We start from the raw sequence: 25,836 nt of genomic DNA, 5'->3' as shown, positions 1-25,836 counted from the left end.
GGAACCAACCGCCCTGCTTGTCCGTACTTGGTTACATAGCGGACGAGCAGGGCGGCATCATGCGCGCTGTCGCCCACGACGTAACCCGAGGGGGCCAGCAAGTGATGGGACCGATGGACGAGCAGCCGCCCGGCGCCCGGGACCAGTCCGCCGACGCCCGCGGCTCCTTCAGCTGCTACCGCCACCCGGGCCGTGAGACGGGGATCCGCTGCACGCGCTGCGACCGTCCGATCTGCACCGAGTGCATGGTCAGCGCCTCGGTCGGCTTCCAGTGCCCGGACTGCGTCCGCCAGGGTTCAGGTACGGGTCACGGCCCGGCTGCCAATCAGCCGCGCACCCTGGCCGGCGGCACCGTCACCGCCGACCCGCGGCTGGTCACCAAGATCCTGCTCGCCATCAATGTCGTCCTGTTCATCGCGGTCCATGTGAAGGTGTCACTGCTCGACGACCTGACACTGCTGGGACGGGCCACCTACTACGTGGGCGGTCCAGTGGAAGGGGTCGCGGAGGGTCAGTGGTATCGGCTGGTGACGTCGATGTTCCTGCACCAGGAGGTGTGGCACATCGCGTTCAACATGCTGGGACTGTGGTGGCTCGGCGGTCCTCTGGAGGCGGCGCTCGGCCGCGCCCGCTACCTTGCGCTCTACCTGCTCTCCGGTCTGGCGGGCAGCGCGCTCACCTATTGGCTCGCTGCGCCGAACCAGGGCTCGCTCGGTGCCTCCGGCGCCATCTTCGGTCTGCTGGGCGCCACCGCCGTGCTCATGCGTCGGCTGAACTACGACATGCGGCCGGTCCTCGTGCTCCTCGCGCTGAACCTGCTCTTCACGTTCAATCCCTGGGGCGGAATCGCCTGGCAGGCACATGTCGGCGGTCTGATCGCGGGCACGCTGATCGCCATCGCCATGGTGCACGCACCGCGTGAACGGCGGTCGCTGGTGCAGTACGGCACCTGTGCGCTGGTCCTGGTGGCGGTGGTCCTCATCGTGGTTGCCAGAACTGCCGCACTGACCTGATCGCAGGCGCCAGGGGGGCTTTCTCGGGCAGTTGTCCACAGCGGGTGCGCGATCTTGTGCATTCTGTGGGTACAACTGTGCCCCTTGTCGCTGAGCTGGGTTTTTCCAGCAGAGACAAGGGGCGTGCCACCCCTCAACGAGGGAGACTGCAGTCACACCGGCGTCAACATCCGGGGAGTTATCCACAGATCGTCTGACCTTTTCCCCTGCCTGTGGATAACGCTGTGGGTAACTCAGGGCAAGGGTTGCGGTACCGGGGCCGGCTGTGGTTCTACGGGTGCAGTCCGGCTACTTCCACTGCGTGGAGACGCCGAAGCCACCGGCGATGAAGCCGAAGCCCACGACGATGTTCCAGTTACCCAGCGTCTTGATGGGCAGATCGCCGTCGGTCACGTAGAACACGACGATCCAGGCCAGACCGATCAGGAAGAACGCCAGCATCACCGGCGCCACCCAACTGCGGCTGGTCAGCTTTATGTTGGCTGCCTGCTTCGCCGGAGGCGGCGTGAAGTCGGCCTTCTTGCGGATACGTGACTTCGGCACGAGGAACTCTCCTGTCGATGCGCTGCGTGACCGCGCAGGGAACTGTGGCTGACGCCGGGGCGGGGCGCGAGGGGGAATGCCGCCTCCCCCGGACGTCCGTTAGCGTAGTGCTTCCGTGGCGCCGAAGGAGATAAGGATACGTTGAGCAATTCTGCCGACTCTCCCCAAGGGCCGGTCCGGCGCACCTTCCGGCACCCGGTCCGAGTGCTCACCGCTGCCGTTTTCGCCCTTGCCGGGCTGATCTTCGTCACCAGCGCCAACACGGCCAAGGGCACCAACATCCGCACCGACTCGTCGCTGCTGAAGCTCTCCGACCTCATTCAACAGCGCAGCGAGAAGAACGCGGGGCTCGACAGCTCCAACGCGTCCGTACGCGAGGACATCGATGCCCTTGCCCAGCGCGACGATGGCAGCACCAAGGCGGAGGACGTCAAGCTCAAGGCGCTGGAGCGGGCAACGGGCACCAAGAAGCTCTCCGGCCGGGCCGTCGCCGTCACGCTCGACGACGCCCCACCGAACGCCACCGCGAACCCCGGCTACCCCGACCCGCAACCCAACGACCTGGTCATCCACCAGCAGGATCTGCAGGCGGTCGTCAACGCTCTCTGGCAGGGCGGTGCCCGCGGCATCCAGGTCATGGACCAGCGGCTGATCTCCACCAGCGCGGTGCGCTGCGTCGGCAACACGCTGATTCTCCAGGGCCGGGTCTACTCGCCGCCGTACAAGATCACTGCGGTCGGCGACCCCGATCGGCTCAAGAAGGCCCTCGACGACTCGTCCTCGATCCAAAACTACCTGCTGTACGTGAAGGCGTACGGGCTCGGCTGGAAAGTCGACGAGCACGAGGCGGTGACTCTTCCCGGCTACTCGGGCACAGTGGATCTCCACTATGCGAAGCCGGTGAAGTAGCGAGCAGTTCCGGGGAGGCCGACCGGTGTCGGTGCGACTGATCGTCAGGACCTTCAGCGAACTGTGCATCACCGCGGGCGCCTTGATCATCCTTTTTGTCGTGTACGTGCTGTTCTGGACAGGCGTGAAGGCCGCCGGTGCCACCGAGGGGCAGATCGACACCCTGCAGAACCAGTGGGCGCGGGGGGCCGTGTCCGTACCCGGGCCGGACGCGACAGGCACGCCGTCGTCCTCGGCCTCGCCGTCGTCCGCACCCACGGCATCGCCGGCCCCCGCCGCCTACCGGGACGGGAAGCCGTTCGCGATGCTGTACATCCCCCGCTTCGGCAAGGGCTGGGAGCGGCCCGTCCTGGAGAACACCGAGGTCACAACCTTGCAGAAGGGGCTCGGCCACTACCGCGGAACCGCCCCCCTCGGCGGCGTCGGCAATTTCGCGGTGGCCGGACACCGTCGCACCTACGGGGACCCCTTCAAGGACTTCCCGACGCTGCGCCGCGGCGACGCGGTGGTGCTGACGGACGGGACGACGTGGTTCACGTACCGGATCGAGAAGAAGCCGTACCGCACCGTGCCGAGCGACACCGGTGTCATCGACGCCGTCCCCCGTAAGTCCGGCTTCGACGGGCCCGGCCGCTATCTGACGCTGACCACCTGCGATCCCGAGTGGGGCAGCAGCCACCGGCTCATCGTCTGGGCGCATCTCGACGCGACGCAGCCTGTGACGGACGGTAAACCGGCAGCTTTCCACAGCTGACCCATGCCTCTGCCCCGGCCCTTTAGTCTGGTCCCGTACCGAATGAAGGGGACAGCATGTACGGCTGGATCTGGCGGCATCTGCCGGGCAACGCGTGGGTGCGCGGGCTCATCTCGCTCGTACTGGCACTCGCCGTCGTCTATGTGCTTTTCCAGTACGTCTTCCCGTGGGCCGAGCCGCTGCTTCCGTTCGGCGACGTGACGGTCGACGGCACGAGCGGAACGGGGACCGGCCAGTGAGCGCCCGCATCCTTGTCGTCGACAACTACGACAGCTTCGTCTTCAACCTCGTCCAGTACCTCTACCAGCTCGGCGCCGAGTGCGAGGTCCTGCGCAACGACGAGGTGACCACGGCACACGCCCAGGACGGCTTCGACGGCGTTCTGCTCTCGCCCGGCCCCGGGACCCCGGAGCAGGCGGGCGTCTGCGTCGAGATGGTGCGCCACTGCGCGGCGACCGGCGTCCCGGTCTTCGGCGTCTGCCTCGGCATGCAGTCGATGGCCGTGGCGTACGGCGGTGTGGTGGACCGCGCCCCCGAGCTGCTGCACGGCAAGACGTCGCCGGTGACGCACGAGGGCCAGGGCGTTTTCGCCGGGCTGCCGTCCCCGTTCACCGCCACCCGCTACCACTCGCTCGCCGCCGAACCGGAGACGATCCCGCAGGAGTTGGAGGTCACGGCGCGCACGGCCGACGGCATCATCATGGGGCTGCGCCATCGCGAACTGCCGGTGGAGGGTGTGCAGTTCCATCCGGAGTCGGTCCTGACCGAGTACGGCCACCTGATGCTGGCCAACTGGCTGGTGCGGTGCGGTGATACGGGAGCCGTCGCGAGGTCGGAGGGGCTCGCGCCGGTGGTGGGCAAGGCTGTCGCGTGACCGCACTCCGCCCCGAGCACGACACCGGTGAGGAAGGCCCGTACGAGCAACGAGCGTACGAGGCCGCGGGTGCGTTCGAGGCGGCAGTCGACCAGCTGGCGGACCCGCTGAACGATCCGTTGCCGGGGCAACACGCGCCGTGGTTCCGGGCGGAGAGCATTCCGGCGGAGACAGCGGAGACAGCGGAGACAGCGGGCACCGGGGCGGTGCAGGGCCGGCAGTGGGAAGGCCAGGTGCAGGCGTCACAAGGGGCACAGGGGCCTCAGGGGGCGCCGCGTGAGTGGTACGACCCCGAGGGGTATGAGCGGGACTGGTACGGGCAGCAGGAGCCTGTCGCGGCGCCTCCGCCCGCGCCGCCGCTCCCCCGTAACGACGAGACGATCGGTCTGCGGACGGCGGACCCCCGGCGCCTGGCCGACCGGACGGTGACGGCTCCGGCACCGCAAGCAGAGCCGTACGACACGGAGCCTGCCGCCGCTCAAGATCCCGGCCCGGAGACCACAGAACTCGAATCGCGTACGGAACCGCCCACCGGAGGCCGGGCCGAGCGTCGGCGCGCCGCCAAGGGGCGCGGCCGCCGTCGCGCCGAGCCGCAGCCGGGGACCCGGTCGGCGGCGACACCGGAGGGACGTCCGCTGTCCCGCGTCGAGGCGCGGCGGGCCGCCCGCGCGGCCAAGGACAGCCCGGCCGTGGTCGCCAGCCGGGTCGTCGGCGAGCTGTTCATCTCGCTCGGCGTGCTGATGCTGCTGTTCGTCACGTACCAGCTGTGGTGGACGAATGTGCGTGCCGACCAGATGGCCGGGAAAGAGACGCACAAGATCCAGGACGGCTGGGCGAAGGGCCGCAAGCCCGGGGCGTTCGAGCCGGGGCAGGGCTTCGCCATCATCCACATCCCGAAGCTGGACGTGGTCGCCCCGATCGCCGAGGGCATCAGCAAGGAGAAGGTCCTGGACCGCGGCATGGTCGGTCACTACGGCCAGGGCGCACTCAAGACGGCGATGCCGTCGGCCGCGCAGGGCAACTTCGCGCTGGCCGGTCACCGGAACACCCACGGCGAACCGTTCCGCTACATCAACCGGCTGCGCAAGGGTGACCCGATCGTGGTCGAGACGCAGGATGCGTACTACACGTACGAGATGACCAGCGTCCTTCCTCAGACGTCTCCGTCCAATGTCTCGGTGATCACCCCGGTGCCGCCCGGTTCGGGCTTCGCCAAGCCCGGCCGCTACATCACTCTGACGACGTGTACGCCTGAATTCACAAGTACGTACCGGCTGATCGTCTGGGGCAAGATGGTCGACGAACGGCCGCGCAGCAAGGGGAAGCCCGACGCGCTCGTCGGCTGAACTTCATCACGACAGGGACGGGTGCGGTGGCAGCGAGGACCCAGCAGCAGGACGAGCAGACCGACGAGTCCGCGCCTCCGGTGCGGAGCAGGGACCGCCATCTCGTTGCGACTGCTGTGAGTGTCTTCGGTGAGCTGCTGATCACCGCAGGCCTGGTGCTGGGCCTCTTCGTCGTCTACTCCCTGTGGTGGACGAATGTGCTCGCCGACCGCGAGGCCGAGAAGCAGGGGCACACCGTCCGCGACCGCTGGGCCGAGGGACCCGGGGCCCTCGACACCAAGGACGGCATCGGCTTCCTGCACGTACCCGCGATGAAGAACGGCGAGGTCCTCGTCAAGAAGGGCACCGGCACCAAGAACCTCAACGACGGCATCGCCGGCTACTACACGGACCCGGTGAAGTCGGCTCTCCCCTGGGACAAGCAGGGCAACTTCACGCTGGCGGCGCACCGCGACGGGCACGGGGCGAAGTTCCACAACATCGACAAGGTGAAGACGGGCGATGCCGTCGTCTTCGAGACCAAGGACACCTGGTACGTCTACAAGGTCTTCAAGGAGCTTCCCGAGACGTCGAAGTACAACGTCAAGGTGCTCCAGCCGGTCCCCGAGGAGTCGGGCGTGAAGAAGCCCGGCCGCTACATCACGCTGACGACCTGCACGCCGGTCTACACGTCGAAGTACCGGTACATCGTGTGGGGCGAGCTGGTGCGTACGGAGAAGGTCGACAAGGACCGCACGAAGCCGGCGGAGCTGCGTTGACGTGACTGCCCTCCTTGGAGGAGGGCAGTCACGAGGTGTCAGTATGAGCTGGGCCCGAAGCCGCAACTTTCCCTTGCGACTTCGGGCCCTTCGGCATCCCGTGTGACTAGCGCAGAACCTGTAGCGTCGCGCCCGCGCTCCAGGCTTCCAGCAGTCCGCGGTGGACGGCTGTGACACCAACCTGGACAGCGATGTCGAGCGCCTCGCGGGAGAACGGGCAGGTCGCCACGTACACGGCAACGTCCGCCCGGTGCAGTGTCTTGGTGCCGACGAACTTCTGCATCTCGCCGCTCCACACCGAACGGTACGGGGCGAAATTCTTGCACTGGACGACCAGTCGGCGCCCGTCGGAGGTGTAGGCGGTGATGTCGGCCCCGCGGTCGCCGCTTCCGCCGTGGATCGCGACGTCGGTGCAGCCGTCCCGACGCAGCAGGCTTGCGATGTGCTGCTCGAACTCCCGCCAGTTCATGGCATCCATCGATGCCATGACACCGCTGAGTGGCCGCTGTTCTCCAGCGCGCTCCAGCCTGTACAGCTTCCGTTCGTGCTGGGCGAGCTTGCGTTGTACGCGGTGGATGTCCTCTCGGACCGAGAGGAGGTCCCTGCGCTGTTCGCCCGAGCTTTCGATGAGGGCGTTGAGCATGGGGACGACGGACTTGCCGAGGACGTCTGTGATGCGCCTGTCGATGCGTTCGTCGAGGTTGGCGAACAGGTCGGCGGAGGGGCTGTGGACAGAGTTATCCACAGGATGAGTTCGTGAGACGTACTCCATGTCGAGGAGGTATGTACGCACCTGACGTGCGACTTCGCTGTCGCGGAGCAGCATGGCGACGTTGAGGACAGCTCGCCGGGGGAAGAGCGCAAGCGACGCCGTGCGTGACTGGATTCCACTGAGTTGCTTGAAGTAACTCAGTTCCGACCCAGTGAGGACGCGATAGCCGTTGCTTTCGAGCTCTTCACGATGGTCGAACACCATGGCCCGAATGACGGTTTCGGTCACTTCGAAGTACGTGGCGACCATTGCCGTCGTCACGTGCATGCCGTCCGGAAGAAGAGACAAGGCTTTGACCTCGTCGATGACGTGCGTCCGGTCCACCACGCCATCGCGCAGTGACCTCGACTCCAGCAGAACTGCTTCGTTGATCATGCTCCTGACCTCCTATGTGTGCAGAAGAGAGGGAAGAGCTCGACACCCCGCCCCATCGATTCAACGATTCAGGACATATGAAGACACGATCGGTTTGCGACCACATGTGCGGTATGCGGGCCACTCGTTGCGTCAGGCACAGCGAAGGGCCCCGGTCACCGTTTCGGTGACCGGGGCCCTTCACGTTCGTGCGGCGCGGCTCAGTTCTGCGAGCCCGATGGGCCGCCGAAGATATTGCCGTTCCCGTTTCCCTTGCCGCCTACCGTGATGAGGGTGATGACGGTGGTCGCGGGGTCGGCCTGGGTGCCCGGCTGCGGATCGATGTTGGCGACCCTGGCGTTGTCGTCGTCCGAGCTGTCCTGCGCGAACTGAATTTGAGTGAAGCCCTTCTCGGCCAGGGCCTGCTTGGCCTGGGCGACCGTGCTGCCCCTGACTTCGGGGACCGGGACCGTCGCCGGCTGCGTCGGGCCTTTGGAGACCTTCAGGACGATCTGGACGTCCTTCGGCTGCTTGGTGCCCGCCAGCGGGGTCTCCTCGATCACCTTGTTCGCCGGCTCGTTCGAGTCGACTGGGGTCTGCGACACGTTAGTGAAGCCCAGGCGGTTGAGCTGGTCCAGCGCGGCGGCGTAGTCCCGGTCGACGACTGGCGGTACCTCCACCAGAACCTGCTTGGCAACCGTGATCTTGACCTCGGAATCCCGCTTGGCCTTCTCGCCGCCCTTGGGGTTCTGGTCGAGTACGGTGTCGGGCTTCGCGGTGGAGGACTCGGTCGTGACGACCTTCACCGAGAGGCCCTTTTCCTCCAGGATCTTGCGGGCGTTCTCCTCGGACTCGTTCGTGACGTTCGGGACCTCCACCTTCGGCGCGCCGGTGGAGACGACGACCGTGACGGTCTCGTTCTCCGCCATCTTGCCGCCCTTGGGATTCTGGCTGCAGATCTTGCCCGCGTCCTGGGTCTCGCACGGTTCGCGCGCGCCGACCTTGACGTGGACAACGGCGTTCTTCGCGAGTTCCTCCGCCTCTGCCACGGTCGAACCGACCATGTTCGGCACGTCGACCTTGCCGTCGTCGCCGCTGCCGCCGCCGAAGAGGGACTTGCCGATCAGGATCGCGCCGATCAGCACCAGGATGCCCGCGACGATCAGCAGGATCGTCGAGGTGTTGTTCTTCTTCTGGCGGCGGCGGTCCGGGCGCTCGTCGTATCCATAGCCGCCGTCGTCCGGATTGACCGGGGGCAGCATGGAGGTCTGGGCGCCGTTCGGGTCGGCTGCGCGCAGCGCGGTGGTGGGCTGGTCGTTTCCGTACCCGTCGTAGCCGCCGTAACCGGCCGCGCCCATGGCCGCGGTGGCGGCGACCGGCTGGCCATCGAGGCAGGCCTCGATGTCGGCTCGCATCTCGTCGGCCGACTGGTAGCGGTAGTCCGGGTCCTTGACCAGAGCCTTCAACACGATCGCGTCCATTTCGGGCGTGATCTCGGGGTCGAAGGTGCTGGGGGGCTGCGGCTCTTCCCGCACGTGCTGGTAGGCGACCGCGACGGGCGAGTCACCGACGAACGGCGGCCGGACGGTCAGCAGCTCGTAGAGCAGACAGCCGGTCGAGTACAGGTCGGAGCGCGCATCGACCTGCTCGCCCTTGGCCTGCTCCGGGGAAAGGTACTGGGCGGTGCCGATGACGGCCGAGGTCTGGGTCATCGTCATGCCGGAGTCGCCCATGGCACGGGCGATACCGAAGTCCATGACCTTGACCTGGCCGGTGCGCGTCAGCATGACGTTCGCCGGCTTGATGTCGCGGTGGACGATGCCCGCGCGGTGCGAGTACTCCAGCGCCTGGAGGATCCCGACCGTCATCTCGAGGGTGCGCTCGGGCAGCAGTTTGCGGCCGGAGTGCAGAAGTTCTCTGAGCGTCGAGCCGTCGACGTACTCCATCACGATGTACGGGATGGAGACACCGTCGACGTAGTCCTCGCCGGTGTCGTAGACGGCGACGATCGCCGGGTGATTGAGCGAGGCGGCGGACTGGGCCTCGCGGCGGAACCGGGCTTGGAAAGACGGGTCGCGGGCGAGATCGGTCCGCAGCGTCTTCACAGCGACGGTGCGGCCGAGCCGGGTGTCGTGCGCGAGGTAGACCTCGGCCATGCCACCACGGCCGAGCACCGAGCCCAGCTCGTACCGGCCGCCGAGGCGACGCGGCTCTTCCATAACTGTTCCAGCCCTCTCCGTCAGTCCCGACCGCACCGGTGTGTGGTCCGGCGGTGTGCTGCTCGCGCATACGGTACCGGCCACGCGCTACCTGATCGGCCCACAGCCGTGAGCTGATATCTGACCGGTATCCCAGTGTGCAGGCATGGCCCTCGATGTGATGGGCGTCACCTCTTGTTGATGACCGCCTCCATCACAGCCTTGGCGATCGGAGCGGCGAGGCCGCCGCCGGAGACGTCGTCCCGGTTGGCATTGCTGTCCTCGACCACCACGGCCACGGCGACGGGCGAGCCGCTGCTGGTCTTCGCGTACGAGATGAACCAGGCGTACGGCTTCTCACTGTTGTTCAGACCGTGCTGGGCGGTACCGGTCTTGCCGCCGACAGTGACGCCGTCGATGAGGGCCCTGGTTCCCGTGCCGCTCTTGACGACGGTCTCCATCATCTGCTGGAGCTTCTGCGCGTTCTCGCCCGAGAGAGGCCGGCCGAGCTCTTCCTTCTCGTGGGTGTAGATCGTGTCGAGGCCGGGCGCCTGCCGCTCGGCGACCATGTACGGCTGCATGAGCTTGCCGTCGTTGGCGACTGCGGCGGCGACCATGGCCATCTGGAGCGGGGTGGCGCGGTTGGAGGCCTGGCCGATGCCCGCCATGGCGTTCTGCGGCCGGTTGTCCTTGGGGTAGATGCTCGCGTCGGCGCGGACCGGGGTGAAGATCTCCTTGTTGAAGCCGAACTTGGCGGCCTCGTCCATCATCTTCTGGTTGCCCAGGTCGTCGCTGATCTTGCCGAACACGGTGTTGCAGGACATCCGCAGCGCTTCCCGGAGCGAGGCGTTCTCGCACGGGATGTTGCCCTCGTTCTGCAGGACGGTGGTCGTCTGCGGAAGCTTGTACGGCAGCGGGGAGTTCGTCTTGCCGTCGATGTCGGTGTAGAGGCCGTTCTCCAGGGCAGCGGCGGCGGTGACGACCTTGAACGTCGAGCCGGGCGGGTAGGTCTCGCGCAATGCCCGGTTGAGCATCGGCTTGTCCTTGTCCTTCAGGAGCTTCTGCCACGCCTTGGTGTCCGCGTTGGAGTTGCCCGCGAAGGTCGAGGGGTCGTACGAGGGAGTGCTGGCGAGGGCCAGGATCGCGCCGGTCTGCGGGTCGAGCGCGGCCACGGCACCCTTCTTGTCGCCCAGCCCCTGGAAGGCGGCCTTCTGGGCGGCGGCGTTGAGGGTGGTGACGATGTTGCCGCCCTGCTTCTTCTCGCCCGTGAACATCGACAGGGTGCGGTCGAAGAAGAGCTGGTCGTCGTTGCCGGTGAGGATGCCGTCCTCAAGGCTTTCGAGCTGCGAGGCGTCGAAGGCCTGCGACGAATAGCCGGTGACGGGCGCCCACATGGGGCCGTTCTTCCAGGCCCGCTTGTACTTGAAGTCGCTGTCCTTGGTCTCGACCGAGCTGGTCACAGGGTTGCCGTCGACGATGATGTTGCCGCGTTCATGGGCGTACCGCTCGATGCGGACGCGGCGGTTCTCGTCGCGGGTGTTCAGCTCGTCGGCGCGGACGTACTGGAGATAGTTGGTCCGCACGAGCAGGGCGAGGATGAGGACGCCGCAGAAGATCGCGATCCGGCGCAGGGGCTTGTTCACGGTCGGACCACCTGGGTCATCTCTGCGTCGGAGGACGGGGCGGGGGCCGGAGCGGGCCGGCGTGCGGTGTCGCTGATCCGGATCAGGATGCCGATCAGCGCCCAGTTGGCGATCACCGACGATCCACCGGCCGCGAGGAACGGCATCGTCATACCGGTCAGCGGGATGAGACCCATGACACCACCAGCGACGACGAAGACCTGGATCGCGAAGGCGCCGGAGAGACCGATCGCGAGGAGCTTGCCGAACGGGTCGCGGGCGGCGAGGGCGGTGCGGACACCGCGCTCGACGATCAGACCGTAGATCAGCAGGACGGCCATCATTCCGGCGAGACCGAGCTCTTCACCGACGGTGGAGAGGACGAAGTCGGCGTTGGCGGCGAAGCCGATCAGATCGGAGTTGCCCTGGCCCCAGCCGGTGCCGAGGGTGCCGCCGGAACCGAAGGACATGATGGCGTTGGCGATCTGTTCGCAGGCGCCGCTCTTGTCCGTCGTGTAGCACGCGAATGGGTCCAACCAGGCGTTCACACGGGACTGGACGTGCGGTTCAAAGGTGGCAACGCCGACCGCACCGACTGCGGACATCAGTAGACCGAAAACGATCCAGCTGGTCCGTTCCGTGGCGACGTACAGCATGATCACGAACAGGCCGAAGAAGAGCAGAGACGTACCGAGGTCGGTCTCGAAGACCAGGATCAGGATCGACAGCCCCCAGATCACGAGGATCGGTCCGAGGTCACGGCCGCGGGGCAGGTACAGGCCCATGAAGCGGCGGCTGGCGAGGGCCAGGGCGTCGCGCTTCACCATCAGATACCCGGAGAAGAACACCGCGATGATGATCTTGGCGAACTCGCCGGGCTGGATGGAGAACGGGCCGAGGCTAATCCAGATCTTGGCGCCGTTCACCGAGGGGAAGAACATTGGCAGGATCAGCAGGATCAGCGCCACAACCATGGAGATGTACGTGTAGCGCTGCAGGATGCGATGGTCCTTGAGCAGCATCAGTACGGCGACGAACAGGGCGACGCCAATCGCGGAGTACATCAGCTGCTTGGGCGCGTCGGGACTGAAGGCGCCGAACAACGTCTCGGCTCGCTGGATCAGCCGAGGTGACTTGTCCAGCCGCCAGATCAGTACCAGCCCCAGCCCATTGAGCAGGGTCGCCAGTGGCAGCAGCAGCGGGTCCGCGTACGGAGCGAACTTGCGCACCACGAGGTGGGCGACGCCGCCGAGCAGAATCAGGCCGAGCCCGTATCCGAGCATGCCGGAAGGCAGTGTGCCGTCCATGGCAAGGCCCACATTGGCGTACGCGAACACCGAGATGCCGATGGCGAAAGCCATCAGGCCCAGCTCGGTGTTGCGGCGGCTCGGTGCGTCGATCGCGCCGATCGTGGTCGTGTTGGTGACAACGCTCATGGTGCTGAAGGCCCCCTACGGCTTTACTGCTTACCGCACTGCGGGACCAGCTTCGTCTCTTCCTCCGAGAGGCTGGGGCCGGGAGTGGGAGTCGCTGTGGTCGGCTTGGTCTTGGTGGCGGTGGACGTGGTGCCGGACCCGGTGGACGTCTTCGAGAGGTCCGAGCCCGTGCCGTCGGCTTCACCCTCGCCGGTGCTGGCCTTGCCCGCCGCCTCGGCCGCGCGGCGCTGTGCGTCCTTCTTGCAGGCGGACGCCTGGGTCGAGAGCTCGCTGATCTTCTCGCGGGCGTCGGCCAGATTGCCCTCGGCGATGGTCGCCTTGACCTGCTTGCGCTGGTAGGGCGGGAGGTACTTGAGTTCGATCTCGGGGTGGTCCTTCTCGACCTTCGAGAGCGAGACCCATGCGAGGTCCTGGCTGATGCCGCGGTACAGCGCGATGTGATCGTTCTTCGCGCCTACGAAGAACTGGTTCTGGGTCCAGCGGTAACCGCCGTACGCACCACCACCGATGACGGCCAGCGCGAGCACGATGGAGAACGAACGCTTCAGCCACTTGCGGCCGCCGCCGGGCTTGGCGAAGTCGTCGTCGGTGTACGCGTCGAAGGAGTCGTCCGGCATTTCGCCGTAGCCGAGGCCGTCACCGCTTCCGGGCGGGCCGAAGCCGCCCGCAGGCGGCGGGACGGGGCGGCCGAGACCGGCCGCCCGGCCGGCCGGGGTGGTCATGGCGTCGCCGTCGTTCAGCTGGGCGGACTGGTTCTCGGCGACCGCGCCGACGACGACCGGGGTGTCGTTGAGCTGCCCGGCCAGGGTGTCGTTGCTGTCGACGTCGAGGACGTCGGCGACGATGCAGGTGATGTTGTCCGGGCCGCCGCCGCGCAGAGCGAGCTGGATGAGCTCCTGGATCGTCTCCTGCGGGCCCTGGTAGCTGGCGAGGGTCTCTTCCATGGTCTGGTGCGAGACGACGCCGGAGAGCCCGTCGGAGCAGATCAGATAGCGGTCGCCGACCCGTACCTCACGGATGGAGAGGTCGGGTTCGACGTGGTCGCCGCTGCCCAGCGCGCGCATCAGCAGGGAGCGCTGCGGGTGGGTGGTGGCTTCTTCCTCGGTGATGCGGCCCTCGTCGACCAGCCGCTGGACCCAGGTGTGGTCCTGTGTGATCTGGGTCAGCACACCGTCGCGCAGCAGGTACGCGCGGGAGTCGCCGACGTGGACCAGGCCGAGGCGCTGACCGGTCCAGAGCAGAGCGGTGAGCGTGGTGCCCATGCCCTCCAGCTGGGGGTCCTCCTCGACCATCATGCGCAGCTGGTCGTTGGCCCGCTGGACCGCCGCACCGAGCGAGGTGAGGATGTCCGAGCCGGGCACGTCGTCGTCGAGCTGGACGAGCGTGGAGATCACCTCGGAGCTGGCGACTTCACCGGCCGCCTGGCCGCCCATGCCGTCGGCGATGGCGAGAAGGCGCGGACCGGCGTAGCCGGAGTCCTCGTTGCCCTCCCGGATCATGCCCTTGTGCGATCCGGCGGCGAAGCGCAGGGACAGACTCATGCGCACCTCGCCCGTCGGCTCGGGGTACAGCCGGTCTCGCGCCACACTGCCCACCCTCCGGTCGGGAGCAGGGCCGGGTCCGTTGCCCAGACCGCTGCGGCCCGCTCGCTCCGCTCGCTCATTGTCGTACTACTTCCGCAGCTCGATGACGGTCTTGCCGATCCGGATCGGCGCGCCCAGCGGAACAGGCGTCGGGGTGGTGAGGCGGGTCCGGTCGAGATACGTGCCATTGGTGGACCCGAGATCCTCGACGATCCACTGGCCGTCACGGTCGGGGTAGATCCTGGCATGCCTGCTGGACGCGTAGTCGTCGTCCAGCACGATCGTTGAATCGTGCGCCCGGCCCAGGGTGATGGTCTGTCCCTGGAGCGCCACCGTGGTGCCGGTGAGGGTGCCCTCGGAGACGACCAGCTTTGTGGGTGCCCCACGGCGCTGGCGGCCGGGCTGCTGGCGTTGCTGCGGCGGTGCCGCGGCGGTTTGGCGTGCCTGTTGCGATCGCGTGTCGCCCGCGCTGCGGCGTGAGCCGCGCTGCGTGACGCGCGTACCGAACAGGTCGCTGCGGATGACCTGAACGGCCACGATGACGAACAGCCACAGAACAGCCAGGAAACCTAGCCGCATGACCGTCAGGGTCAGCTCTGACATTGCCCCCGCTTCACCCTTCGGCTTGCCGGTAAACGATGGTGGTGCTGCCCACGACGATCCGCGAGCCGTCGCGGAGCGTAGCGCGGGTGGTGTGCTGCCCGTCTACCACGATGCCGTTGGTAGACCCGAGATCCTGGATCGTCGAGGGCGTTCCGGTCCGGATCTCACAGTGCCGGCGCGATACGCCGGGGTCGTCGATCCGCACGTCGGCGTCGGTGCTGCGTCCCAGCACCAGCGTCGGGCGGGAGATCTGATGGCGGGTGCCGTTGATCTCGATCCAACGTCGTACCTGCGCGCCCGGCATGGGGCCGGGCGCCGCCGGCGGGCGCCGGTCGGTGGTGGGCGCTCCGGGACGGCCGCTGCCCGGCGGCGGGGCCGCGGGCATGGGCGGGACGGAGCGGGGGGGATAGCCGTAGCCGCCGGTGGGCTGCGGGGCGGCGGGGCGCCCGTGGCCGGGGTGGCCGGGCTGGCCCGGTGGAGCCTGCTGGTCCTGCTGCGAGGAGCTCGAAGCAAGGGTGCGGCTGCGCACGCGGTAGAGCCCGGTGTCGAGGTCCTCCGCCTTCTCCAGATGAACCTTGATCGGTCCCATGAAGGTGTAGCGCTGCTGCTTGGCGTAGTCCCGGACCAGACCGGAGAGCTCGTCGCCGAGCTGGCCGGAGTACGGGCTCAGGCGCTCGTAGTCCGGGGCGCTGAGCTCAACGATGAAGTCGTTGGGGACGACGGTCCGCTCGCGGTTCCAGATGGTTGCGTTGTTGTCGCACTCGCGCTGGAGGGCACCCGCGATCTCGACCGGCTGGACCTCGGACTTGAACACTTTGGCGAAGGTGCCGTTGACCAGACCTTCGAGACGCTGCTCGAAACGCTTCATGACTCCCATGGGGCACCTCCTCCGGTGTTCTCGTCCCTGTACTGCTTACTGATCGTATCCACGCGTCGGGAAATCGGCTGGTTCCCCTTGTCTGCCCAGTGGATGAGTGTCACCCCTCACACGGATCGTAGAGGTGGCCGCTCCTCACAGTGTCCCGCACCTGCGGTGTGCATAGGAGGAGTGGGGGTGACCCGTCCGCGTTCCCGCTTCCCGTCATCCGCTCGGCAAAACAACGGATGTGAATCCACCCTGTCCAGCGTGCTAATCTTCCGGATGTCGCCAGGCGCTCGCACCAACAGGTGAGAGAGTCTGAAAGCACCACTCATGCGCGAGTGGCGGAACGGCAGACGCGCTGGCTTCAGGTGCCAGTGTCCTTAGGGACGTGGGGGTTCAAATCCCCCCTCGCGCACAAGCAAGAGAGAAGCCCCACAGGCCAACGGCCTGTGGGGCTTCTTCGTTCCCGGACGAGGTGTCGGCGGCGGGGCGACTTTCGTCGTGCGCGGGCGCAACGAAAGAAAGGCGTCGCGTGTGCGAAGGGCTGCCTAGGGTGCGGGGCGTGTACGCGATATCGAAACTCCGGGCCGGCTGGCAGTGGTGTGCGGCGCCGGAGCTGTGGTCCCGGCGCAGGACGGCCGGGGAGGCCGTGCTGGCCGTGGTGCTCGGGCTGCTGGCCGCGGGGACGGAAGAACTGCTGCGCGGCGGGGAAGTGCGGCTGTGGGTGGTGCCGTCCATGGTCGTGGTGCTGTCGCTGCTCAGGCGTCGGCTGCCCGTGAGCGTGCTGGTGGTGACGTCCGCCCTGGCCGGGCTCGCCGGCGGATTCGCGCTGCTGCTGATGGTGGTGGCGTGGAGTTCCGGGCGCCGGATCGCCGGGGCAGGGCGGGCGTTGGGGGCGTTCACCGCCTCGTACGTCCTCTACGTGGGTGTGACCGTTGCGATGACCTGGCCGGGGCTGCGGCCGCTGACCCAGGTGTTGTTCACCACCCTCTACTTCTTGGCGACGACGCTCGTGCCCGGTCTCGCCAGCCGGTATTGGACGCAGCGCCGGACCCTGCTGCACGCCCTCCAGGAGCGCAATGCACAGCTGATCCGGGAGCGGGCCATGATCGTGGGGCAGGCGCGGCTCATGGAGCGCCAGCGGATCGCTCAGGACATGCACGACAGCCTCGGTCACCAGCTGGCGCTGATCTCTGTCCATACGGGGGCACTGGAGGTCGACCCGGAGCTGACGGTGCGGCAGCGCGAGGCGGTCGGTGTGCTGCGCGGTGCGTCGGTCCGTGCCATGCACGAGCTGCGGGAAGTCGTCGGGATTCTGCGGGACGACGTCCCGGGACCCGGGCGCGGCGAGGACGGGCAGCGGGCGGCGCGGGGGATCGCGGGCATCGAGGAGCTGGCGGAGGCGGCGCGTGCCGCCGGAAGCGCTGTGGAGCTTCGTCGTACGGGGGAGAGCCGGGCGCTCGCGGCTGCCTCGGACCATGCGGCGTACCGCATCGTCCAGGAGGCACTGACCAATGCGTACAAGCACGCACCGGGCGCGGCCATCACGGTCGAGCTGCGCTATGAGCCGGATTCCTTCGTCGTCGAGATCGTCAGTGGTCCGCAGCGGCGCGCACAGGCCGTGGGTGGGGTGGTCAGCGGCGGGCAGGGGCTGCCCGGGCTGCACGAGCGGGCCCGGCTGGTCGGTGGCATGGTGCACACCGGGCGGACCGAGGGCGGCGGCTTCCGGGTGGCCGGCGTGCTGCCGTACGGAGCCGAGTCCGTGGCCGGGGGGTTCGTGGGTACGCCGATGGTCGATGCGGAGGACGACTTCCGGCAGCAGTCACGGACGGTCCCGCGGGGGAACGGTGGTCCGGTCATGGACTGGACGGTTTCCGAGCGGGAGTTGGCGATGAGCGGCAGGACGAGAAGCACGGGCAGTGGCATCGCGCTGGGCTGCGGGATAGCGGTGGGCGCCCTGGTGCTGTTGATGCTGATCGGTGGGTTCGGCCTCTATTTCTTGGTGAGAGAGATGGACAAGGCGATGATCGATCCGAGCCAGTACCGGGCGATCAGGATCGGGGCGGCGGAGGGCGAGGTGCGGGACCAGCTTCCCGCAGGGGATACGTTCATGTCGGCCGGGCTGGACGGCGCGGGGCCCGAGGAGCCGGCCGGGGCGCGGTGTCTGGTCCTGATGTCCTCAGAGGTGGGCGACAGCTTCAGTACCGATCCGGTGTTCCGGTTCTGCTTCCGGGACGGCAGGCTGATCGAGAAGAAGTCCTATGAGGTCCCCAGTAGATGAGGCGGACAGGACGAGTACGGGGGTATGTGTGACGGGGCAGCCGATCAGAGTCGTCATCGCTGACGACGAGCCCCTCATCCGGGCGGGGATACGGATGATCCTGACCTCGGACCGCTCCATCGAGGTTGTTGCCGAGGCGGCGAATGGGCGCGAGGCTGTGGATCAGGTCCGTGCCCATGCGGCGGACGTGGTGCTGCTCGACATCCAGATGCCGGTGATGGACGGGCTCACAGCACTGGTGGAACTGCGCACGGCAGCACCGGGGGCGCGGGTGATTGTGCTCACGACGTTCGGGGAGCGGGAGAACGTTCTGCGGGCGCTGGAGCAAGGGGGCGCCGGATTCCTGCTCAAGGACACCGCGCCGGCCGAGCTGATCCAGGCGGTTCGGGCGGCAGCGGCCGGTGATGCCTATCTCTCGCCCGGTGCCACTCGGCATGTGGTCGATCAGCTGGCCATGGGACGGGCGGCCAAGCGGGGTGAAGGGGCGCGGCGGCGGGTGGCGGAACTCAGCGGGCGGGAGCGCGAGGTACTGGTCCTGCTCGGCGAGGGGCTGTCCAACGCCGACGCGGGTAGGCGGCTGCACATGAGCGAAGCAACGGTGAAGACGTATGTGAGCCGGATCCTGGCGAAACTGGGGTGCGAGAACCGGGTGCAGGCTGCGCTGTTGGCGAGGGATGCGGGGCTGTAGGCGTGCTCTGGAGGCTTTGGAACGCTGGGCTTTGTTTCACGTGAAACGTCCGATTCGGGGCATTCCAGTACGTCGGGGCGTTCCTGTGTGGCGGGGTGCTTGTGTATCCCCATGCGGCGGCGGGCCGCGGCTCGCGGGACTGTCCGATCTCCGCGAGCCCCGGCCGGTTTTCCGCCGTGCCACGGCTCAGAGATAGCCCGACAGTCTCTCAGGCGGCGAGTCGCGCGGCGAGAGCCTTGGCCTTCTCCGTGGCCTCGGTGAACGCCCTGGCGCGGGAGGCCTCGGCGAGCGGGATGAGTTCGGCCATCGCGGGCTGGGAGTGGGCCAGCGTCAGCTCCGGGACGATGAAGTCGACCTCGGCGCCGAACATGCTTGTCAGCAGCTTCTGCAGGTAGTTCTGGACGAACTCGGAGTCCTCGCGCGGGGTGCCGGGGGCATACGAGCCGCCGCGGCTGGCGACGACGGTGATCGGGGTGCCCGCCACCGGGCTGTCGGGGCCCACGTTGCGGCCGACGATGATCACCTGGTCGAGCCAGGCCTTCAGGGTCGACGGGATGCTGAAGTTGTACATAGGGGCGCCGATCAGGACGGCATCCGCGGCCTCCAGCTCGGCGGCGAGCTCGCTGCGCAACGGGTCCTCGGCGCCGGCGGCTGCCGCTGCGGCGTCCAGGTGGGGCAGCGGGTTCGCCGCGAGGTCGCGGTAGACGACCTGTCCGTCCGGGTGCTGCTCGAGCCAGGTCTTGACGAAGGTGGCGGTGACCTCGCGCGATGCGGAGCCCTGCGGGAATACGGCGGAGTCGAGGTGCAGAAGCGTGGTCATGGGGGATCTCCACGGATATTGAGAGAGCGGTGCCCTGCTGGGGATGCAGGGCATCTTTTTCGTATGTACCTAGTAATAACATAGGAGCTTACTAAACATAAGCACCCCACTGCGACGCAGTACCCTGGGTGTATGGCGGATCACAGTGAGCAGGCGTGTCGGCGGGTCGACGAGAGCATCACGCGCGTCTTCGAGCTGTTCGGGAAGCGCTGGACGGGCCCGATCGTCTCCGTGCTTCTGCAGCAGCCGGTGCACTTCGCGGATCTGCGGCGGGCGATTCCGGGCATCAGTGAGCGCATGCTCTCGGACCGGCTGACCGAACTCGGTGCGGCCGGGCTGGTGGTGCGTGAGGTCGACGAGGGTCCGCCGCTGCGGGTCTCGTACCGGCTGACGCGGGCCGGCGCCGCGATGGAGCCTGCCCTGAAGGAGCTGGCGCTCTGGGCGCAGACGTACCTCGTGGTCGACGAGGGCGGCTGCTGACGGCTCCCGGCGGTTACTGGGGCGTGCCCGCGCCCGGGGTGCTCGTCCCGCCCGACGCGTTGTAGCGCAGCAGGTATTCGGCGAACCGTGCGAGATCGTCCGCGGTCCACTCCGCGAGGCGCTGCTGGTAGGCCGCGTGACGGCTGGCCTGTGTCGAGGCGAGGGCCTGCGTTCCGGCTTCGGTGGGGTGCAGCACCTGGATCCGGTGGTCCGTGGGGTCCGGGTGGCGCTCGACCAGGCCGAGCCTCTCCAGGGTGGCGATCTGCCGGCTGACCGTTGACTTGTCGAGCATGTAGTGCGCGGCCAGATCCGTTGCGCGGCAGCCCTGCTGGTCGTCGATGTGCGACAGCAGTGTGTACGAGACCAGCGGCAGCTCCGGATGGAGGCGGGCCGCGGCGGCGCGCGCCCGGCGCGCGAACGCCGTCAGTTCGCGCTCGATGACGTCCAGCGACTCTTCGCGTTCCCCGGCGGCGTCTTGCACGGTCTCACCTTTCCCCATGTTCAGTTGTATAGTACAACGGATATAAGAGTTGTAAAAGCCAACCATTGGAGTCCGATGTCCACGGGTTCACGTGCCGCCGGCGGCACGACCGCCGCTGCCCTGCGCCATGTGCTGAGCCATCTCGTCACGCCCCTGCTGATGTGCATCGGGATGGGACTCGCCTACCTGGGGGCGTTCCACGCTCCGGAACCGCACGAGCTGCGGGTGGACGTGGTCGGATCGGGGCCGAGCGCGCAGGTGCTCGCGCAGAGGCTGCAGGACAAGGGTGACGGCGCGCTCAGCGTGCGTACCGTCCCCGACCGGGACACCGCGGTGAACCACCTGAAGACACAGGCGAGTTACGGTGCCTACCTGCCGGGGAAGCACCCCGAGCTTCTTGTGGCCAGCGCCTCCTCCGACACCAGCGCCACAGTGGTGGAGAAAGTCTTCACGAAGGTGGCGGCCGCGCAGGGAGCCCCGCTGAAAGTGACGGACACGGCACCGACCGCGGACGGCGACCCGACCGGCCAGGGGATCTTCTTCCTGCTGGTCGCGGTGAGCATCGGGTCGTACGCGTCGGTCGCGGTGATCGGTGGCGCGGGTGCGGTGCTGGCGTTGCGGATCAGGGCGGCGCTGGCCCTCGGTGCGTCACTCGTGGTGAGCGTGATCGGGGCGGTGTTCGCGGGGCCGATGTTCGGGCTGGTGGACCACGGGCTGGGCGGACTCTGGGCGATGGCCTGGCTCTACTCGGCGGGCATTCTCCTGATCGGTGTGGGGCTGCACACGTTCCTCAAGCGGTGGACGACGCTCGGCGTGATGGTGCTGTTCGTGATGCTGAACTTCACCAGTTCCGGCGGCATCTTCCGGCCCGAACTGCAGCCCGGCTTCTTCGGATCGCTGCACGCGTTCTGGAACGGCGCGGGCTTCGTCGAGGGTGTGAGGAGCCATGTGTACTTCGATGGGCACGGACTCGGCGGACACGTGCTGGTGCTCGCGCTCTGGTTCCTGGTGGGGCTGGTCGCGATGGGAGCGGCCGGGTTGGCCGAGGGGAAGCGGCGGAAGGTTGCTGCGCAGGCTCAGGGTGTGGGTTCGTCCCGGCACCGGGCCGGGTCGGAGAACCGGACGGGCACGGAGAACAGGGTGACGGCGGAGCGTCGGGCCGAGGTCGAGGCGAGGGAAGAGTTGGAGGAGGAGCTGGAGGAGGCTGTCGGCGTCTGACCAGGGCAAGGCGCTGTCCACAGGTGTTCGGTCAGGTTTTCCACAGGGGCAGACGGCTGTTGACGGACGGCGGTACCGTCGTCGGCAGTTGATGTTGGACAGGACGTCGGTCGAGGGCGGGGAAGGCTGCGCGCCATGGGTGAGTTCGAAGCGGCAGTGCCGAGGCAGCGGGTTGTGACGGATGAGCCGCGCATACCGGTCGTGCCCGGGTTCGCCCGGCGCGCGGCCGTTGCGGCGGACAGCGCGCCGCAGTCGCCGAGGCGGACGGGCAAGGCACTGCGTGACCGGGTGCCCAGGACCTCGCACGATGCGCTGATCCTTCCCTCAGGCCGGCCCGACGCCGTGCAGGCGGTCGAGGAGTCGAACCGGGGCCGAGTGCCCGACCTCGCGCCCATCCGGGTGGGGCGGATGGCCGCCACACCGTTCGCGTTTCTGCGCGGTTCGGCCGGGCTGATGGCCCATGACCTGATGGGCACACCGGTGACCGGGGTGGGCGCCCAGCTCTGCGGCGATGCGCACGCGGCCAACTTCGGGTTGTACGGCGATGCGCGAGGCAGTCTGGTCATCGATCTGAACGATTTCGACGAGACCGTGTTCGGCCCGTGGGAGTGGGACCTCAAGCGGCTCGCCACCTCGCTGGTACTCGCGGGGCGTGAGGCCGGGGCGGACGAGGACACCTGTCGGCGGGGTGCGTACGACACGGTGGGTGCGTACCGCAGGACGATGCGATTGCTGGCCAGACTGCCCGCGCTCGACGCCTGGAATGCCATCGCCGACGAGGAACTCGTCTCGCACACGGACGCGCGGGATCTGGTCGGCATGCTGGAACGGGTCTCGCAGAAGGCCCGTAAGAACACCAGCGCCCGCTTCGCCGCCAAGTCCACGGAGGAGGCCGAGGGCAGCGGACGCCGCTTTGTCGACGCACCGCCGGTGCTGCGGCGAGTGCCGGATGCGGAGGCCGCAGCGGTCGCGGCGGCGCTCGGCGACTATGTGGGCACGATCTCGGAGGACCGGGTGCCGCTGCTCGCCCGTTACGCGATCCATGACGTGGCGTTCCGGGTGGTCGGCACGGGGAGCGTCGGAACCCGGTCCTACGTGGTGCTGCTGCTCGATCACCGCGGCGAGCCGTTGGTCCTGCAGGTGAAGGAGGCGCGGCCCTCCGCGCTGGCGCCGTATCTGCCCGCCGTCGGTTTCGAGGTGCCCGAGACGGCGCACGAGGGCCACCGAGTGGTGCTCGGGCAGAAGCGGATGCAGGTGGTCAGCGACATTCTGCTGGGCTGGGCGACCGTGCAGGGGCGGCCGTTCCAGGTGCGGCAATTCAGGAACCGCAAGGGCAGTGTGGACCCGGCAGCCCTGTCGCCCGACCAGGTCGACGACTACGGGCGGATGACAGGTGCACTGCTGGCGAGGGCCCACGCCCACAGCGCCGATCCGCGGTTGATCGCAGGCTACTGCGGCAAGAACGACGAGCTGGACGAGGCGGTGGCGAGCTTCGCTGTGACGTACGCGGACCGTACGGAGGCGGATCACGCGGAGCTGGTGCGGGCCGTCGGTTCAGGGCGAATAGCGGCCGAGCTCGGGGTGTGAGGGGTGTTCCGCCGACCGTGCGTCCTCGGGGCACGGGCCGGGGCCATACGCTGGACGGGTGACCCACGAAGCCGCCGGGGTGCCGACCACCCGGAACGACGATGACCGGCAGGACAACGACCGGCAGCAGGAGCAGCACGAGCAGCAAGGCCCTCGGGGTGACGCCGACGCGGGCGCTGCCGCTGACGCGCGCCCCGAGGCGCGGCTGGCGAAGGCCGTGCGGGTGGCGGAGCAGGCGCTGATCGAGTTCGAGATCGCGGTGGAGACCTTCCGGGTCGAGGTGGAGAACTTCTCCCGGCTGCACCACCAGAAGCTCGGCCCGATGTACGCCCGCCTCGACGAGCTCGACGCGCAGATCGCGGAGGCCCGAGCCGCTCGGAGCGGTGACCCCGAGGATCTGCGCAGGGCTCAGGAGGCTCGGGCGCTCGTGATGCCGATGCCGGGCATCGACGAGCTTTTCCACGACTGGCTCGACTCCGACGGGCTGTCCCCCGAGGCGGCGGCGATGCTGACCGAGCAGCCGGTGCGGCCGCCCAAGCGGGTCCGGCCGACCGAGGAGGCGCGCAAGCTCTACCGCGAGCTGGCGCGCAGTGCCCACCCGGATCTCGCCCAGGACGAGACGGAGCGGGCGCGCCGGGACGAGTTCATCACCCGCGTCAACGCCGCTTACGGGCGTGGGGACGAGGCCCTGCTGAAGGAGCTGGCGGAAGAGTGGGCGGCGGGGCCGGTTCCACCGCAGGCGGAGCTCAGCGAGAGCGAGGAGCTCTACGCCCGGCTGAACTGGCTGACCCAGCGCAAGGAACTTTTGACGGTGCTCGCCCAGGAGCTGGAGGAGGGCGCGATCGGGGCCATGCTGCGGATGGCGCCCGACGACCCGGACCGGCTGCTCGACGAGATCGCCGAACAGCTGCTGGGTGAGGTCTCGCAGCGAGAGGCGGAGCTGGCAGGTCTGGTGCAGTAGCGTTTCTGGTAAGTCCGGAGCGTTCGTACGAGAGAAGGCATGACCCATGAATTTCGCCCCGCTGCCCTCGGTGGATGTCGCGGCGGTGCCGTCGGACGGCCTTGTGCTGGACGTCCGGGAGAACGACGAATGGGCGGCGGGGCACGTCGATGGTGCCCTGCATATTCCGATGAGTGACTTCGTCGGCCGCTTCGGTGAGGTGACCGAGGCGGCGGAGGACGGTCGGCGCGTGCATGTGATGTGCCGGGTCGGCGGCCGGTCTGCCCGGGTCACTCAGTACCTGGTGCAGCAGGGCATCGACGCCGTGAACGTCGACGGCGGGATGCTTGCCTGGGACGGTGCCGGGCGCCCGATGGTCACGGACAACGACAACCCGGCCTTCGTTCTCTGATCCGGCGGGGATCCTCCCGCGCTCCGGTGGGAGCCGGAGCGGGCCGGGGGGCTCAGCCGAGGGGATGGGCGGCCAGCAGGTCGCCCAGTGCCTCCTCGTGCATCATTGCGGGGCCGAGCGACAGCTCGATCTGTTTCGCCCAGGCGTGGAAGCGGTGCAGCGGGTAGTCGGTGTCCGCGCCGAAGCCGCCGTGCAGATGCTGGGCGGTCTGCACGACCCGACGGATTCCGTCCGACGCCCAGATCTTCGCCACCGCGACATCGCCCGCGACGGGCAGCGTTCCGGGCGCACCGGTGGAGATCCGCCAGGCAGCCTGCCAGAGGGTCACTTCCATGGCCCGCAGATCGATGTACCGGTCCGCGGCCTGGACGGCGACGGACTGAAACGTCGCGACGGGATACCCGAACTGCTCGCGCTTTCCGGTGTATTCGCTTGTCATGGCGAGCACGGCCTCGCCGAGACCCAGCGCGAACGCGCAGGTTCCAGTAGTGAGCAGGGTGCGCAGCCACTCCCAGGCACCCGGCGTACTGATCAGCGCGCTGTTCTCGATCCGTACCGTGTCCAGTCGGACCTCGGCGAACAACTCGCCGCTCGTGGAGACCTGTTCGGCGAGTGCGACGCCCTCGGCCGTGCGGCGGACCAGTGCCAGCACGGCCAGGCCCTCGTCCGTGTGGGCCGGCACCGCGATCCAGTCCGCGGACTGGGCCCACGGCACCCCCGACTGCACTCCGTCGAGTACCCAGCCCGCGCTTTCGCCGTCCTCGCCGCTGAACCGGTCATGGTCCTGGCCGGCCTTTCCCGCAAGGTCCCGGCGGGCTGTGACGGCGAGCTCGGCCGGGTCGTGGCCGGTGCGGCCGTTGGCCCCGACGGTGAGGACCAGCTCGCCCCGGCCGACGCGGGGCAGCAGCTCGGCTGCGAGGCCAGGGTCGCCGTGCTGCTGGATCGTCATCGCGACCGCGCAGGTCTCCAGCAGCGGCACCCGGGCGAGCACCTTCGCCGATTCGCGCAGGATCAGGCAGAGCGCGACCGCGTCGAGCCCGGCCCCGCCGTGTTCCGGTGCCAGCGTCAGGCTCAGCAGGTCACCTGCGGCCAGCCCCGCCCACACGGACCGGTCGATGTCCTCGGCCACCGCTCCCGGAGTGAGCGCGGGGCTGGGCACTCCGTCGGGCTCGACGCCCGAGAAGACCGCCCTTGCCGCCTCGACGGCTGCCTGCTGCTCCTCGGTGAAGGTGAAGTCCACTGCACTGACCTCCCGCGAACCGCTGTGCCCGTAACCGAACCTGACGGAGCGTCAAGATAGAA

General features: G+C 68.2%; 25 protein-coding genes and 1 tRNA gene. 15 read left to right on the top strand and 11 right to left on the bottom strand.

Annotated features, from left to right (window positions below; all coding sequences use genetic code 11):
- Window positions 1–113 precede the first annotated feature (113 nt).
- Complete coding sequence (locus AB0N06_RS20000) at window positions 114–1,013, top strand: rhomboid family intramembrane serine protease (protein ID WP_366136044.1); 900 nt, start codon at window positions 114–116, stop codon at window positions 1,011–1,013.
- Between the two features lie 288 nt (window positions 1,014–1,301).
- Here AB0N06_RS20000 and crgA read toward each other — a convergent pair whose 3' ends face one another.
- Window positions 1,302–1,556: a cell division protein CrgA gene (gene crgA / locus AB0N06_RS19995; RefSeq protein ID WP_358856664.1), complete on the bottom strand. Its 255-nt coding sequence runs from the start codon at window positions 1,554–1,556 to the stop codon at window positions 1,302–1,304.
- A gap of 141 nt (window positions 1,557–1,697) precedes the next feature.
- Here crgA and AB0N06_RS19990 point away from each other — a divergent pair, with 141 nt between their 5' ends.
- From AB0N06_RS19990 to AB0N06_RS19965, 6 genes are read left to right on the top strand one after another with little or no spacing between them, the layout of a single operon-like run.
- Window positions 1,698–2,465, top strand: coding sequence for a DUF881 domain-containing protein (locus AB0N06_RS19990; protein WP_366136020.1), 768 nt, complete (start codon window positions 1,698–1,700; stop codon window positions 2,463–2,465).
- 25 nt (window positions 2,466–2,490) lie between these two features.
- Window positions 2,491–3,219 (top strand): class E sortase, encoded by a 729-nt coding sequence (locus tag AB0N06_RS19985; RefSeq protein WP_366136019.1) that lies wholly within the window; start codon window positions 2,491–2,493, stop codon window positions 3,217–3,219.
- Between the two features lie 56 nt (window positions 3,220–3,275).
- A complete protein-coding gene (locus AB0N06_RS19980) occupies window positions 3,276–3,458 on the top strand; it encodes a hypothetical protein (RefSeq protein ID WP_366136018.1) in 183 nt (60 codons plus the stop codon).
- Complete coding sequence (locus AB0N06_RS19975) at window positions 3,455–4,093, top strand: aminodeoxychorismate/anthranilate synthase component II (protein WP_358856668.1); 639 nt, start codon at window positions 3,455–3,457, stop codon at window positions 4,091–4,093. The genes AB0N06_RS19980 and AB0N06_RS19975 overlap by 4 nt, the downstream gene beginning before the upstream one ends.
- A complete protein-coding gene (locus tag AB0N06_RS19970) occupies window positions 4,090–5,439 on the top strand; it encodes a class E sortase (protein ID WP_366136017.1) in 1,350 nt (449 codons plus the stop codon). The genes AB0N06_RS19975 and AB0N06_RS19970 overlap by 4 nt, the downstream gene beginning before the upstream one ends.
- A 26-nt stretch (window positions 5,440–5,465) precedes the next feature.
- Window positions 5,466–6,197 (top strand): class E sortase, encoded by a 732-nt coding sequence (locus tag AB0N06_RS19965; protein ID WP_366136016.1) that lies wholly within the window; start codon window positions 5,466–5,468, stop codon window positions 6,195–6,197.
- A gap of 106 nt (window positions 6,198–6,303) precedes the next feature.
- Here the strand turns inward: AB0N06_RS19965 and AB0N06_RS19960 are convergent, their stop codons facing one another.
- The 7 genes from AB0N06_RS19960 to AB0N06_RS19930 all read right to left on the bottom strand — a co-directional run bounded on the left by AB0N06_RS19960 (window position 6,304) and on the right by AB0N06_RS19930 (window position 15,642).
- Window positions 6,304–7,344, bottom strand: coding sequence for a restriction endonuclease (locus AB0N06_RS19960; protein ID WP_366136015.1), 1,041 nt, complete (start codon window positions 7,342–7,344; stop codon window positions 6,304–6,306).
- A 200-nt stretch (window positions 7,345–7,544) separates the two neighbouring features.
- Window positions 7,545–9,542: a Stk1 family PASTA domain-containing Ser/Thr kinase gene (pknB, locus tag AB0N06_RS19955; protein ID WP_366136014.1), complete on the bottom strand. Its 1,998-nt coding sequence runs from the start codon at window positions 9,540–9,542 to the stop codon at window positions 7,545–7,547.
- A 167-nt stretch (window positions 9,543–9,709) separates the two neighbouring features.
- Window positions 9,710–11,164 carry a penicillin-binding transpeptidase domain-containing protein gene (locus AB0N06_RS19950; RefSeq protein ID WP_366136013.1) on the bottom strand — a complete coding sequence of 485 codons (1,455 nt, stop codon included), beginning with the start codon at window positions 11,162–11,164 and terminating at the stop codon, window positions 9,710–9,712.
- Window positions 11,161–12,579: an FtsW/RodA/SpoVE family cell cycle protein gene (locus AB0N06_RS19945; RefSeq protein ID WP_366136012.1), complete on the bottom strand. Its 1,419-nt coding sequence runs from the start codon at window positions 12,577–12,579 to the stop codon at window positions 11,161–11,163. The genes AB0N06_RS19950 and AB0N06_RS19945 overlap by 4 nt, the downstream gene beginning before the upstream one ends.
- Window positions 12,580–12,602: 23 nt before the next feature.
- Window positions 12,603–14,120 carry a Stp1/IreP family PP2C-type Ser/Thr phosphatase gene (locus AB0N06_RS19940; protein WP_366136011.1) on the bottom strand — a complete coding sequence of 506 codons (1,518 nt, stop codon included), beginning with the start codon at window positions 14,118–14,120 and terminating at the stop codon, window positions 12,603–12,605.
- A 129-nt stretch (window positions 14,121–14,249) separates the two neighbouring features.
- Complete coding sequence (locus AB0N06_RS19935) at window positions 14,250–14,765, bottom strand: FHA domain-containing protein (RefSeq protein ID WP_366136010.1); 516 nt, start codon at window positions 14,763–14,765, stop codon at window positions 14,250–14,252.
- Window positions 14,766–14,775: 10 nt separating this feature from the next.
- The gene (locus tag AB0N06_RS19930) at window positions 14,776–15,642 is read right to left on the bottom strand and encodes a DUF3662 and FHA domain-containing protein (protein WP_366136009.1); all 867 of its coding nucleotides are present in this window, start codon (window positions 15,640–15,642) and stop codon (window positions 14,776–14,778) included.
- 317 nt (window positions 15,643–15,959) lie between these two features.
- Between AB0N06_RS19930 and AB0N06_RS19925 the strand changes: the two genes are divergently transcribed.
- The 3 genes from AB0N06_RS19925 (at window position 15,960) to AB0N06_RS19915 (ending at window position 18,596) form a co-directional block, all read left to right on the top strand.
- Window positions 15,960–16,042, top strand: a tRNA-Leu gene (locus AB0N06_RS19925).
- Window positions 16,043–16,189: 147 nt separating this feature from the next.
- Window positions 16,190–17,908, top strand: a complete 1,719-nt coding sequence (locus AB0N06_RS19920; RefSeq protein ID WP_366136008.1) for a histidine kinase — start codon at window positions 16,190–16,192, stop codon at window positions 17,906–17,908.
- Between the two features lie 28 nt (window positions 17,909–17,936).
- Entirely contained in the window at window positions 17,937–18,596 is a 660-nt protein-coding gene (locus tag AB0N06_RS19915) for a response regulator transcription factor (RefSeq protein WP_366136007.1), read from the top strand.
- Between the two features lie 208 nt (window positions 18,597–18,804).
- On the opposite strand, the gene AB0N06_RS19910 is transcribed toward AB0N06_RS19915, so the two are convergent.
- A complete protein-coding gene (locus tag AB0N06_RS19910; RefSeq protein ID WP_366136006.1) occupies window positions 18,805–19,416 on the bottom strand; it encodes an NAD(P)H-dependent oxidoreductase in 612 nt (203 codons plus the stop codon).
- Window positions 19,417–19,548: 132 nt separating this feature from the next.
- On the opposite strand from AB0N06_RS19910, the gene AB0N06_RS19905 reads away from it, so the two are divergent.
- On the top strand, window positions 19,549–19,896 hold the full coding sequence (locus AB0N06_RS19905) for a helix-turn-helix domain-containing protein (protein ID WP_366136005.1): 348 nt from the start codon (window positions 19,549–19,551) through the stop codon (window positions 19,894–19,896).
- Window positions 19,897–19,909: 13 nt separating this feature from the next.
- On the opposite strand, the gene AB0N06_RS19900 is transcribed toward AB0N06_RS19905, so the two are convergent.
- On the bottom strand, window positions 19,910–20,377 hold the full coding sequence (locus AB0N06_RS19900) for a MarR family winged helix-turn-helix transcriptional regulator (RefSeq protein ID WP_366136004.1): 468 nt from the start codon (window positions 20,375–20,377) through the stop codon (window positions 19,910–19,912).
- A 75-nt stretch (window positions 20,378–20,452) separates the two neighbouring features.
- On the opposite strand from AB0N06_RS19900, the gene AB0N06_RS19895 reads away from it, so the two are divergent.
- From AB0N06_RS19895 to AB0N06_RS19880, 4 genes are all read left to right on the top strand, one after another.
- The gene (locus AB0N06_RS19895) at window positions 20,453–21,595 is read left to right on the top strand and encodes a hypothetical protein (RefSeq protein ID WP_366136003.1); all 1,143 of its coding nucleotides are present in this window, start codon (window positions 20,453–20,455) and stop codon (window positions 21,593–21,595) included.
- A gap of 135 nt (window positions 21,596–21,730) precedes the next feature.
- Window positions 21,731–23,182, top strand: coding sequence for a DUF2252 domain-containing protein (locus AB0N06_RS19890; RefSeq protein WP_366136002.1), 1,452 nt, complete (start codon window positions 21,731–21,733; stop codon window positions 23,180–23,182).
- Between the two features lie 58 nt (window positions 23,183–23,240).
- Window positions 23,241–24,143: a hypothetical protein gene (locus AB0N06_RS19885; RefSeq protein WP_366136000.1), complete on the top strand. Its 903-nt coding sequence runs from the start codon at window positions 23,241–23,243 to the stop codon at window positions 24,141–24,143.
- Between the two features lie 46 nt (window positions 24,144–24,189).
- A complete protein-coding gene (locus tag AB0N06_RS19880) occupies window positions 24,190–24,534 on the top strand; it encodes a rhodanese-like domain-containing protein (RefSeq protein WP_366135999.1) in 345 nt (114 codons plus the stop codon).
- A 52-nt stretch (window positions 24,535–24,586) separates the two neighbouring features.
- Here AB0N06_RS19880 and AB0N06_RS19875 read toward each other — a convergent pair whose 3' ends face one another.
- Entirely contained in the window at window positions 24,587–25,774 is a 1,188-nt protein-coding gene (locus tag AB0N06_RS19875; protein ID WP_366135998.1) for an acyl-CoA dehydrogenase family protein, read from the bottom strand.
- Window positions 25,775–25,836 lie beyond the last annotated feature (62 nt).

Origin of the sequence: Streptomyces sp. NPDC051020 (assembly GCF_040683105.1) — a bacterium.
GTDB lineage: Bacteria > Actinomycetota > Actinomycetes > Streptomycetales > Streptomycetaceae > Streptomyces.
The sequence above is the reverse complement of the archived record's forward strand: the minus strand, read 5'-3'. Positions and strand labels throughout refer to the sequence as shown.

Excerpts from the sequence above, each read along its gene's own strand:
- AB0N06_RS20000 (WP_366136044.1), top strand. The coding sequence starts at position 114 with ATGGACGAGCAGCCGCCCGGCGCCCGGGACCAGTCCGCCGACGCCCGC.
- AB0N06_RS19980 (WP_366136018.1), top strand. The coding sequence starts at position 3,276 with ATGTACGGCTGGATCTGGCGGCATCTGCCGGGCAACGCGTGGGTGCGC.
- AB0N06_RS19960 (WP_366136015.1), bottom strand. The coding sequence starts at position 7,344 with ATGATCAACGAAGCAGTTCTGCTGGAGTCGAGGTCACTGCGCGATGGC.
- pknB (WP_366136014.1), bottom strand. The coding sequence starts at position 9,542 with ATGGAAGAGCCGCGTCGCCTCGGCGGCCGGTACGAGCTGGGCTCGGTG.
- AB0N06_RS19945 (WP_366136012.1), bottom strand. The coding sequence starts at position 12,579 with ATGAGCGTTGTCACCAACACGACCACGATCGGCGCGATCGACGCACCG.
- AB0N06_RS19940 (WP_366136011.1), bottom strand. The coding sequence starts at position 14,120 with ATGAGTCTGTCCCTGCGCTTCGCCGCCGGATCGCACAAGGGCATGATC.
- AB0N06_RS19935 (WP_366136010.1), bottom strand. The coding sequence starts at position 14,765 with ATGTCAGAGCTGACCCTGACGGTCATGCGGCTAGGTTTCCTGGCTGTT.
- AB0N06_RS19930 (WP_366136009.1), bottom strand. The coding sequence starts at position 15,642 with ATGGGAGTCATGAAGCGTTTCGAGCAGCGTCTCGAAGGTCTGGTCAAC.
- AB0N06_RS19910 (WP_366136006.1), bottom strand. The coding sequence starts at position 19,416 with ATGACCACGCTTCTGCACCTCGACTCCGCCGTATTCCCGCAGGGCTCC.
- AB0N06_RS19905 (WP_366136005.1), top strand. The coding sequence starts at position 19,549 with ATGGCGGATCACAGTGAGCAGGCGTGTCGGCGGGTCGACGAGAGCATC.
- AB0N06_RS19895 (WP_366136003.1), top strand. The coding sequence starts at position 20,453 with ATGTCCACGGGTTCACGTGCCGCCGGCGGCACGACCGCCGCTGCCCTG.
- AB0N06_RS19890 (WP_366136002.1), top strand. The coding sequence starts at position 21,731 with ATGGGTGAGTTCGAAGCGGCAGTGCCGAGGCAGCGGGTTGTGACGGAT.
- AB0N06_RS19880 (WP_366135999.1), top strand. The coding sequence starts at position 24,190 with ATGAATTTCGCCCCGCTGCCCTCGGTGGATGTCGCGGCGGTGCCGTCG.